Annotated in this window: 12 protein-coding genes; 2 read left to right on the forward strand and 10 right to left on the reverse strand. The window is 47.5% G+C overall.

The features are described 5' to 3' along the window. Positions 1-110 precede the first annotated feature (110 nt). The 6 genes from ACI31H_RS02930 to ACI31H_RS02955 all read right to left on the reverse strand — a co-directional run bounded on the left by ACI31H_RS02930 (position 111) and on the right by ACI31H_RS02955 (position 4438). Positions 111-878, reverse strand: coding sequence for a ribonuclease HII (locus ACI31H_RS02930; RefSeq protein WP_439770504.1), 768 nt, complete (start codon positions 876-878; stop codon positions 111-113). Next, a complete protein-coding gene (ylqF, locus tag ACI31H_RS02935) occupies positions 871-1743 on the reverse strand; it encodes a ribosome biogenesis GTPase YlqF (protein ID WP_439770505.1) in 873 nt (290 codons plus the stop codon). Before ylqF ends, ACI31H_RS02930 begins: the two co-directional genes overlap by 8 nt. 16 nt (positions 1744-1759) lie before the next feature. Beyond that, positions 1760-1984, reverse strand: coding sequence for a YozE family protein (locus ACI31H_RS02940; RefSeq protein WP_439770506.1), 225 nt, complete (start codon positions 1982-1984; stop codon positions 1760-1762). A gap of 16 nt (positions 1985-2000) precedes the next feature. Continuing rightward, positions 2001-2588 (reverse strand): YpmS family protein, encoded by a 588-nt coding sequence (locus ACI31H_RS02945; RefSeq protein ID WP_439770507.1) that lies wholly within the window; start codon positions 2586-2588, stop codon positions 2001-2003. Between the two features lie 25 nt (positions 2589-2613). Next, positions 2614-3528 carry an SGNH/GDSL hydrolase family protein gene (locus ACI31H_RS02950; protein WP_439770508.1) on the reverse strand — a complete coding sequence of 305 codons (915 nt, stop codon included), beginning with the start codon at positions 3526-3528 and terminating at the stop codon, positions 2614-2616. Positions 3529-3595: 67 nt separating this feature from the next. Beyond that, positions 3596-4438: a DegV family protein gene (locus ACI31H_RS02955; RefSeq protein WP_439770509.1), complete on the reverse strand. Its 843-nt coding sequence runs from the start codon at positions 4436-4438 to the stop codon at positions 3596-3598. Positions 4439-4631: 193 nt separating this feature from the next. On the opposite strand from ACI31H_RS02955, the gene trhA reads away from it, so the two are divergent. Continuing rightward, positions 4632-5264, forward strand: a complete 633-nt coding sequence (trhA, locus tag ACI31H_RS02960) for a PAQR family membrane homeostasis protein TrhA (RefSeq protein WP_439770510.1) — start codon at positions 4632-4634, stop codon at positions 5262-5264. Here trhA and ACI31H_RS02965 read toward each other — a convergent pair. From ACI31H_RS02965 to ACI31H_RS02980, 4 genes are read right to left on the reverse strand one after another with little or no spacing between them, the layout of a single operon-like run. Then, complete coding sequence (locus tag ACI31H_RS02965) at positions 5253-5741, reverse strand: dihydrofolate reductase (protein WP_439770511.1); 489 nt, start codon at positions 5739-5741, stop codon at positions 5253-5255. The two genes, trhA and ACI31H_RS02965, sit on opposite strands and share 12 nt — an antisense overlap. A gap of 11 nt (positions 5742-5752) precedes the next feature. Beyond that, positions 5753-6715, reverse strand: coding sequence for a thymidylate synthase (locus tag ACI31H_RS02970; protein WP_439770512.1), 963 nt, complete (start codon positions 6713-6715; stop codon positions 5753-5755). A gap of 15 nt (positions 6716-6730) precedes the next feature. Continuing rightward, on the reverse strand, positions 6731-8629 hold the full coding sequence (locus tag ACI31H_RS02975; RefSeq protein WP_439770513.1) for an ABC-F family ATP-binding cassette domain-containing protein: 1899 nt from the start codon (positions 8627-8629) through the stop codon (positions 6731-6733). A 6-nt stretch (positions 8630-8635) separates the two neighbouring features. Further along, on the reverse strand, positions 8636-9853 hold the full coding sequence (locus ACI31H_RS02980; RefSeq protein ID WP_439770514.1) for a CCA tRNA nucleotidyltransferase: 1218 nt from the start codon (positions 9851-9853) through the stop codon (positions 8636-8638). Between the two features lie 146 nt (positions 9854-9999). On the opposite strand from ACI31H_RS02980, the gene ACI31H_RS02985 reads away from it, so the two are divergent. Continuing rightward, positions 10000-10824, forward strand: a complete 825-nt coding sequence (locus tag ACI31H_RS02985) for a site-specific integrase (RefSeq protein ID WP_439770515.1) — start codon at positions 10000-10002, stop codon at positions 10822-10824. Positions 10825-10902 lie beyond the last annotated feature (78 nt).

Consider the following 10902-nt stretch of genomic DNA (forward strand, 5'->3'; position numbering starts at 1 on the left):
TGGTCAGTATTATTTATTTGAGTCCAGTGGCTAACTTATTCTTGAAATTTAGGTTAACATAAAAAAGCCTCCTACCTAGTTAATAGATACGAGACTTAATTACACTTGCACTATAAGTATTTAGGAACCGGGTTAAAGGACCGTCGGTGGATCGGCGTGACCCCATACTTAGCTAAACCAGCCAGGTGTTCTTTCGTTCCATAACCCATATTTTCAGCGAAACCGTAACCCGGGTAAACCCGGTCATAGTCACGCATCAAATGGTCACGATACTCCTTAGCAACGATACTGGCAGCAGCTACACTGATACTTTTCTGGTCCCCCTTAATCAAAGTAGTTTGGGGAAAATCAAATGGTAGGGGCACCGCGTCAACGATTAAGTGGTCGGGCCGGTGATAAAGACTCTTTACCGCCCGCATCATTGCATCCTGGGTCGCAGCATAAATGTTCATTCGGTCAATGGTTTCACGGTCATTAACCGCAATGCTTACCTCCACGGCTTCATCAACAATTTTTAAATAAAGCTGTTCCCGCTCATGCCGGGTCAACTGCTTAGAATCCGTTACGCCGACTAGGTCAAAGCTATCATCCAAAATAACTGCACAGGTGACCACAGGGCCAGCTAGTGGTCCCCGACCAACTTCATCCATCCCGGCCACGTATTGACAACCACTCTGCCACAGTGAATGTTCATAGTTAAACCGCTGGTGAAAGGCCGCTAATGCTGCCTGGCGACGCTTTACCCACCGTTGATGCTGAGCTAACGCCGCCTGGACGCCCTTACGTGAATCCGTAACTAAGGATGCTAAACGGGGATCGGTGAGGTTATCGATGGTTTTTAAAAGGTCTTTTACCTGGCTTACCGTCAACTTACTCATTGATGCCATCCTCATTTAGGTCCGCCGGTACTTCCATGGTAATCGGTCCTAACTTCCCCTTCCGGAGGTCAAAGATCAACCGTTCACTGGCCCGGTCATAGTCATCACGAAAGCCCATCTTCTGCGTAATGGTCAACAGGAGGTCCGGATTACCGACCGTCTCATCCAGGTCCGCCGCGGTTAAACGATAGCGTTGCTGCAATAACTGCGGTTGGTGCTGGCGAAGGTAGTCCAGAGCAAATAGGGCCACGTCATCCTTCGGGTATAAACTGTCCTTAATTGCTCCTGATAGTGCCAGCATTACCCCCTGCTTCGGACTGGCAAATTTATGCCAGAGTACCCCGGGCGTATCAAGGAGTTCCAAGTCGGCCGAGGACCGTAACCACTGCTGGCCAGTAGTAACCCCTGGTCGATTCCCTGTTTGGGCAACATTCTTTTTAACAAGGTGGTTAAGCAAAGTTGATTTACCAACGTTTGGTACCCCAACACACATCGCCCGAATCGGTCGTTTCTTTAACCCCTTAGCGGCCTCTTCAGCCATCTTATCATGAAGGATCTCTTTACTCTTGCTGGTTACGAGTTTAGCTACGTTTTGCTGCCGTGAGTCGAGGGCCAGCACTGGTTGCCCCTTCTCGGCAAAGTAGTGTTGCCACTCCTGTAACCGCGGCTGGTCTGCTAAATCGGTTTTAGTCATAATTAGCAACCGGGGCTTATCGCCGGCCGCCAGGGTTACCTCCGGGTTTTGCGATGAGTACGGTACCCGGGCATCGACTAGCTCAAAGACAATATCCACTAAGGGCATCTGCTCACGGATTTGCCGGAGCGCCTTGGCCATGTGTCCAGGAAACCACTGAATTGTCGCCATTATACTCTTCTCCTCCTTAATTCATTGCTGCTAAATACTTTTGCCAAGCCGCGTCGAAGATCGTCATTGAGGGTAAGTAGTCCGCATTTTCTTCTAAATAGTTGGAAATTTCATCAAAATCTGTCGACTGCTTGGGAAAGGCCGTATCGAGAAAGGCATTGTTAGCAAACTGCTCGATCTCGTCGGCACTATTTGGGTTGCGCTGCGTCATTAAATAACGGTAAAAACTATCGCGGTTCATCAAGAATCCTCCTTCGTTAATTATTCGTCGGCACGGTGATTAGGAATTTAAACCGGCCGGTTGACATATCAATTTCTTGGGCTGAGTACTTTAGTGAAAGGTGCTTGCTGTACTGGTTAAGGTCCAACAATACCGTCTTCTTACGGGGGTTAATCTTAACCCAGTCGGGGATGTTGTAGTTTTTAGCAATATAACCCATTACAAACTTAATCGGGATATTGAGCCGTCCGACCGACAGACCCTTGGCTGACAATAAGACGTTACCATTGTCAAGCCGCTTTGGTACAAAGTTAATGGCAAAACGAATTTTAGCCCCCAAGAACTTGGTGTCACCAGTCAACGTGGCATACTGTTTACCAACCAGGAAGTGGTACTTGACCTGCTGGCCCTTCAAGAATTTATTTAGGTAGTTGGCCGATAGGGCGTTGACTTGTTTACGGTTTAATTCCACCGTCACTGAAGCATCCCCCGGATTAACCGGCCGACTAGCAGCTGGCGTGGGCGCCGGTGCACTTGCCCGCCAAACTACCGTCCCGATGCCGACTACAAGTACGACCACCAGGACAATAAAGGCCCATTTCCACCAATTGATCTGCTTTTTCATCGTTTTCCCTCACTTTTTTGCTTTATTAACGTTTCACGTATTCCCAACTGTCGTGCTTTTTCATTACAGTAAACAACTGGTTAGCCATCCGTTCATACCCCTGATGGTTAGGATGGAAGTTATCCTCGGTTGAAATATACTTGTTTAAATTATGGTCCTTATTCTTCATAATGTTAAGAACCCGTCCTTGGGTAACCTTGCCCTGGTTGGCCTGTTCCTCTTTTTGCACCAACGCCTGCCGTTGTGCAGCCGTGCGGTACTGTCCCCATGACATCAGGTGGTTAATATCAACAAAATACATCCGGTGATACCCCTTCATAATCGTCCGGGTCGTGTCATTCCACTTAGCGATCGAATCGTTAATCGTATCAACATCCGGGAAGTAAGTATAGACCGGGTTATAGATACTCATAATAAAGACCGGGGCTGAAGGATTTTGCTTACGCACCGCCGTTAACAGCGCGTTTAAACGTTTAATATACGTTTGTTGCGCCGTTGCCACATCTTGGTTAACCTGCTTGGGGGAATCCATTATGTTTTTCTCCAGGTCTTGCAAAAGGTCATTACCGCCAACGGTCATCGTGATTACGTCCGCCTTCCGAAGGTCCGCCCGCATCTGCTTTTGGGAGTTAAGCCGGGCCAAAATTTGGTCAGAACGATCACCACTTACACCATAATTTTCCGTCTCCACCGTCGTTCGGCAGTAATGATGCTCAATTTTACGCTTAATAATACCAACGTAGCCGCCGTCTTTTTTCTCATCCCCCTGTCCATAGGTTAATGAGTCACCAACCGCTACCAAGTTAACATTCTTCTTTTGAACATACTGGGGCTGGCGGGGTCGTTGATGGGTAGTACGGGCGGAATGACTAAAATACCAGCCCCCACCCGCAATAATTATTACTAGGGCGCATACCAATAACCACCATTTTTTCTTCACGGATTTGGTCCTCCTCCATAAAATTCAAACAGAGGCTGGAGAAAACTAATTCCCAGCCTCTTGAGTTCTATTCAGTATAGTATAATAAGCAATTTGCACCCATCCCCGTGTGAGTAGCAATAATCGGCACCGTCTCCCGAACCACAATCTTAGCTTCCGGGTACATTTCCAGTAACCGTGACTTCAAACGTTCCACTTCTTTATCGCCCTCTACATGGGAAATACCAATTTTAACAGGCTTAGGACCATCTTTCATTTCCTGCAGGATCCGGTCCCATTCCTTATGAATAGCCTTAGTTCCCCGGCCCTTCATAATGATATGGATTTGGCCACCCGCTACCTGGAGCATGACCTTGATATTTAGCAGGTTTGACAGGGCCCCCGCAAACTTACTAATCCGGCCCCCGGCTACCAGGTTATCCAGGTTATCAATTGCCAAGTATAACTTCGACTTGGCGAGAACCTCTTTCATCTTGTCGATGGCATCGTCCACGCTTCCACCGTTTTCCAAGACCTGGGCCGCCGCAACAATTTGGAACGCCATTCCCTGATCAGTTGTTTGTGAATCATAAACCGTGACCTTGGTCTTGGTCATCGTGGCTGCCTGTTCAGCTGCGTGCACCGTTCCACTAATTGATTCCATCATCGTTACACAGAGGACTTCACTACCATCGGCGCCTAGTTTATCAAAGGCATCGACAAACTTACCGATCGGTGGTTGAGAAGTCTTTGGTAACGACTTAGCATTCTTCATCAATTCTGGGAATTGATCGTTCGTGATCGTCTCCCGTTCAACATAGATGGTCCCATCGATCATCACGGTTAGTGGTACAATTGTAATATTATATTTTTTGATCTCTTCATCGGTTAAGCCCGCTGAAGAATCGCAAACAATCTTTACTTTAGACATGGAAAAATCCACTCCCCCTTGCCAGTTATTGTGGTATAATTCTATCTAGTTTCAAAGACTAGATATATGGTTTATAAAACTATTATAATCAATAGCGCTTATTTTTAAATAGCAAATGCGTTTTTTTATAGTAATAGTATACCAAAAAGCCCAGCGGAATTCATTGCTGACTAATTCGAAAGGAGTAATTAAGGTGGTAGAAAAAGACAACAAAACACTCTTAATTGAAATTGGAAACGCGATTACACACGGAATCGGGGCCGGGTTAGCAATTGCCGGACTCGTGTTTTTAATCATCCGGGCGGCCCATACCGGTAGTCCCATGCGCGTGGTCACCTTTACCATTTATGGTAGCATCCTCGTACTCTTCTACCTTTCATCAACCTTATTTCACGCCCTGATCTATACCCGGGCTAGGCACCTCTTTCAAATTTTTGATCACTGTATGATCTACATTCTGATTGCTGGTACCTACACCCCCTACTGCCTAGTGGCAATTAAGGGCTGGGAAGGCTGGACCCTGTTCGGCGTTATCTGGGGACTGGCCGTTCTCGGGGTCGTATACAAGAGCATCTGGCTAAAGCATAAAAGCCACCTTTCAACCCTAATCTATGTCCTGATGGGCTGGCTATGCGTGGTCGCCTTTGTTCCGTTGTGGAACGCCCTGGGACCGGTGGGCTTTGGGCTCTTACTCGCCGGTGGTGTTACCTTTACCCTGGGTGCCCTCCTTTATAGCAAACCGACGGCCTACACCCACTTGATTTGGCACTTCTTTGTCCTCCTCGGGACCGCCTTCATGTACTTTTCAATTCTATTATTCGTTTAATTGCCACGTTTCAAACCAACAACTTACTTGACCGTCTGCAAGTACTTCTTGACGGTCCACCAGCTGCCACCGGTCGTAATCGATCGGTGGCATTTTGGTATCCCCATCATAATGGCCATTAATAACGGTCCGGGTTAAACACGTCGCCAGGGGAAGTAGCTCCGCAAAAACCTTTGCCCCGCCAATTACGGCTACCTGGTCGGCTTTACAGGTTGCTAACCACTCCTTTAACTTAGTAACCGTCGGTACGGTCTGCACTTGGTCATTTAACAACGGTCGGTGGGTCAAAACCACGTTAGTCCGTTGGGGAAGCGGCCGACCAATCGATTCAAACGTCCGCCGCCCCATTACTACTGGTTTGCCAAGGGTAACTGCCTTAAAGTGCCGGAGGTCCGCGCTAACATGCCAGGGTAAAGCTTGATTTTTCCCAATCCAGCCGTCCAGATCTTCAGCCCACACAAAATTAATTTCCGTCATCAGCGCCCTCCTTAGACCGCAACGGGGGCCTTGATTGCCGGCTCATGAGTGTAACCATCTAACTTAATATCATCCATTTGGTATTGGTCAATGGGCTTAGGCTGGTCCGGGAGAATTAACCGTGGCGCCGCATGTGGGGTCCGGGAAAGTTGTTCTTTAACCTGGGTTAAGTGGTTCAGATAAATGTGCGCATCCCCCAGGGTGTGAACAAAGTCCCCCACCCGGAGTCCACACTGGTGGGCAATCATATGGGTCAACAATGCATAGCTGGCAATGTTAAACGGTACTCCCAAAAAGATATCAGCACTCCGCTGGTACAGCTGACAACTTAGCTTACCATCATTAACATAAAACTGGAACATCGTATGGCATGGTGGTAACGCCATTGAAGGCACGTCTTCGGGATTCCAAGCCGAGACAATCATTCGCCGGGAATTAGGGGTCGTCTTAATCTGGTGAATGACGTTGGCAATTTGGTCAATGGTTTGACCCGTACTTGTTCGCCAGGCCCGCCACTGACTACCATAGACCAGCCCCAGGTCACCATACTTTTTGGCAAAAGTATCGTCATCTAAGATCCGCTGGCAAAAAGCCTTTTTCTCGGCCAAGTATTGCTGTTTAAATTTGGGATCCTTTAGCCAGCGATGACCAAAGTCCGTCATGTCGGGGCCGTGGTACTCATCACTTTCTACCCATTTTTTAAATGCCCATTCATCCCAAATATGGTTCTTGTGCTGGAGGAGGAAACGAATGTTGGTATCACCACGCAAAAACCACAGCAATTCGCTTTTAATCAACCCAAACGGTACCTTTTTGGTGGTTAAGATGGGGAAGCCCTTGCTCAGGTCAAAGCGCATCTGGTAGCCAAACACGGACCGGGTACCAGTACCGGTCCGGTCGGACTTCTCATGACCGTTTTCTAACACGTACCGGGCCAGGTCCAGGTATTGTTGCTCATTTTGATTTTCTGTCACTGTCATTACTCCTTTTTACTCAACATAATTACTAAGGTATTCCCAGCGAGCCGTCTTTTCATCGACCTCTTGTTGGACCGCATTTAATTTTTTCTGCAACGTAGCCAGCTTGGTATAGTCATTAGCAGCCGCGGCCATCTGTTCTTCTAGGTCTTGCTGCTGTTGGCTTAATTGATCAAGGTCATCATTAATCTGCTTCCATTCGATCTGCTCAGCATAGGTTAACTTAGTCTTTTTAGCTGGTTGCTTCTTCGACGGGGTGGCCGGCTTAGTTTTCTTAACCGGCGTTGCTTGTTCCCGAGCTGCCGTTTTAGCGGCATCCTGCTCTTTTAAGTAGTCCGTAAAGTAACCCGTATAACGGTCAATCTGGCCTTGTCCTTGGAAGATTAGCAGGTTATCCGCTACCTTGTCCAGGAAGTAACGGTCGTGGGAGACGGTAATCACCGTTCCGGCAAAGTTATCCAAGTAGTCTTCAAGAACCGTCAATGTCCCAATATCGAGATCGTTAGTCGGCTCATCTAGTAAGAGGACATTGGGCTGTTGCATCAAGATTTTTAACAGGTAAAGGCGGCGCTTTTCACCACCAGATAGCTTCCGAATCAGCGTCCCATGCATGAAGCGTGGGAATAAGAAGCGCTCCAACAGCTGGGTAACACTGATCTTATTGCCGTCCTTATCAGTAACACTATCGGCAACCTCAGTTAAGAAGCTAATCATCCGCTTACTATCATCAATTCCTTCGGTTTGCTGGGTGTAATAACCAAGCTTCACAGTTTCACCAATCTTCAGTACCCCACTATCAAGCGGTACCCGCTGGGCAATGACATTTAAAAGGCTGGTTTTACCGGCACCATTTTCACCGGTAATTCCAATCCGATCACCCGCTTGAACCAGCCAGTTAAAGTCCTGCAGAATTTGGTGGTCACCCAGTTTCAGGTTGGCATTTTTAAACTCAAGCACATCTTTACCAAGCCGTTGCGAACCGAGGTTAATTGAAATATCTTCATCCGTTTTCAAATGACCGATTTTACCTTCCAGTTCATGGAAACGATTGATCCGGCCCTTTTGCTTGGTCGACCGGGCCTTGGCCCCCGTCCGCATCCACGCTAATTCCTTCTTGTAGAGTTGCTGGTTTTTCTGCTCAGTTTCCTTCGCCAGTTCAACGCGCTCCGCTTTTTTCTGGACAAAGTCTTGGTAATTACCATCGTAATGGTAAAGTTTACCAAATGAGAGTTCCCAAATATGGTTCGTAACCTGGTCCAAGAAGTAACGATCATGGGTAACAACAACTACTGCTCCCTTATAACTAGCTAAAAAGTCCTGGAGCCAAACCACGGAGTCAAGGTCCAAGTGGTTAGTGGGTTCATCCAATAATAATAGGTCCGGTTGTTGAATCAGCACCTGAGCTAAGCCAACCCGTTTTTGCTGTCCCCCAGAAAGCTCACTGATCTTTTGACTAGTATCTTTAATCTTTAGCTGGGTTAAGATGGTCTTAATCCGGCTATCGGCCTCCCAGGCATCTTCTTGGTCCATCTTTGCCTGCATCTTAGTATAACGGTCGATTGCTTGTGCGTCTTCTGGATGGGCGCTAAAGTCAGCCAGTGCCCGCTCATAAGCCCGAATCGTTTTAAAGACTGGTTGCTCACCGGCAAAGACGGCCTCCATAATCGTCTTATCAGCATCTAGTTCCGGCTGCTGTTTTAAGTAACCGATACTATAATCGTTCGGGGTTGTAATTTGCCCCTGTTCGGGGTTAACTTCCCCCGCAATGACGTTCAAAAGACTCGTCTTACCACTACCGTTAACCCCAATTAGGCCAATCCGGTCATTTTCATTAATAATGAAGTCAACCTGGTCAAAGAGAACTTTCTCACCATACGTACTAGTTAGCCCTTCTGCCTTCATCGTTTGCATATCTGCTTATCCCTCTTCTTGTTTTAAATCACTTGCCCGCTGCAAGAGTTGGGACCGGTCGTTAGCTAGCTGGCCCGTCACCACTTCTTGCGTTAACTGCTTTATAATTTTACCTAGTGCAGGTCCCGGCTTAATTCCTGCGACCGTAATAAGTGTCCGGCCATCAATGGCGAGTTCACGACCACTTTGAATTGGCAACGCCTTATAGGCATTTTCAAGGTCAGCGGCAGCCATCTGCCAGCCATAAATCCGGGCTACCTGATTAGCATCACGTAAGGCCGACCATCCCGCCTTAAACATTAACTCTGCATCAAGTTGATGCTGGTGCAGGGCGCTAACCACCGGCACTATTCGCTTGACCTGCTTAATGGTATCATTAGACGTTTTCCACTTCTTCAAAAAACGGTCAAGCGCGTTCCCAGTTAATCCCAGCTGGGTCACAATTAGTCCCCAGACCTGGTCCGTATTTTGTAGGTGCCAACCATTCCCCGTTACCAATAAGGCGCTCAGGGCCGGCTTAGCATTAGCAAGGCCGGGGCAATACTGGTACAGACCGGTTTCCAAAAAGTCCTTTAACCCGGCCGGCGGGTTTTGTCCCAAAAAGAGTTTTTCTAACTCTACCCGGGTCCGCTCAACCGCAATCTTGCTAAGAAGGGGGGCATTCTCCTTAATCCCCTTCAGTGTTGGCCCATCAATGACGAAGTCCAACTTACTGGCAAAACGAACCGCCCGCATCATCCGGAGAGCATCTTCATTAAAGCGTTCATGCGGGTCGCCCACTGCTCGAATAAGACGCCGCTTTAAATCACCAAGGCCGTCAAAGAGGTCCACTACTTCACCATTCTCACGTAGGGCCAAAGCATTAATCGTAAAATCACGGCGTTGGAGGTCCTCAGCTAGCGAACGGACAAAGGTTACCTTGTCCGGACGACGATAGTCCTGGTAGCCCGATTCGGTCCGAAAAGTCGTCGTCTCGTAACCAGTGCCGTGGTCCAGAATCATCACCGTCCCGTGCTCAATACCGGTATCAACGGTCCGGTTAAAGATCGCCTTGATCTCGCTAGGATACGCACTGGTTGCAATATCAATATCATGAATTTGATCACCTAATATTGTGTCGCGAACACAGCCGCCGACAAAGTAGGCCTCAAAACCGGCATTTTCAATTTTTTGTAATACCGGTCGGGCTGGTTCAAACAGCGCTGGCAATTTCTTTATGATCATCGAATCAATTCCTTTTTATATTTCTAAATAGTCCGTCTCGATTATAGCAAATTCCTTGTATTTCTGTGAACGAGTTTATTTCTTTATGCTGGTTTCTGTTTTGTGGTATAGTTAAAGTGAATAATTTCTTGAAGGGAGAACGACTGATGAATTATCCTTACCAGCGTGAATTCCGGCTTTTCCTTAAACAACAACGGCTAGCCCCCTTAACCATCAAAACCTATGATACTAGCCTCACCAACCTCTTTAACTACCTGCTAGCCAACCGTCCCCAGTTTGCTGCCCAACCCGACCTACAGCACTTGGCCGAGGCCGATATCCGGGCCTACCTCGACTACTTACAAACGGAAAAGCATATTACCATGACGACCTATAACAAAATTCTTTCGCAACTTAACCGCTACTTCCGCTACCTCTTTACCCACCAACTGATTACGACCTACCCGACTTTAACCTTACACGGCCGGGCAGTCACCCCTAATCAGCGGGTTTCAATTAAGTGGCTTGAGAAGTTAGACCTATTACTTGCTGACGGCCACCTTCATTACTATACCCGCCTCGTCCTCTTATTAAGTAAGTACGGCTATACCGTCGGCGAATTCTTGCAGCCCGGTTTTTACCGGGTTTGGGAGCAATTAAGGTTAGCTACCCCGGCCGAAAAACAATTTCGGCAGGCCTTTAACGACTACATTGCCCCCCGCCAACAATTACAAAATTGTTCCGACCTCTTCTTGAAGCAACGTTTTCACCCCAGCCATCCCCAACTGACCAACGCTGCCTTGCATAAGTTCTTAAACCAAGACGAAGAATACGTGGGCTTTAGTCTTGCCCCGAAATACCTCCACCAAAGCTACGTCTTAACCTACCTAAAACAACACCGGCAAAGCAGTGATCAAGAGCTCGAACAAGCTCTTAATCTTGACCCCACCTCCCTTCTCTACTATCAGCGCCTGTTAATGACGGCCGATTGACAAGCTTAACCATTATAAATAATGGTTCTACAATTTTAAGTACTGATGGATTTAACATCAGTACTTATTTTGGTTTAA

This window comes from Limosilactobacillus sp., from assembly GCF_051873035.1.
Classification (GTDB): domain Bacteria; phylum Bacillota; class Bacilli; order Lactobacillales; family Lactobacillaceae; genus Limosilactobacillus.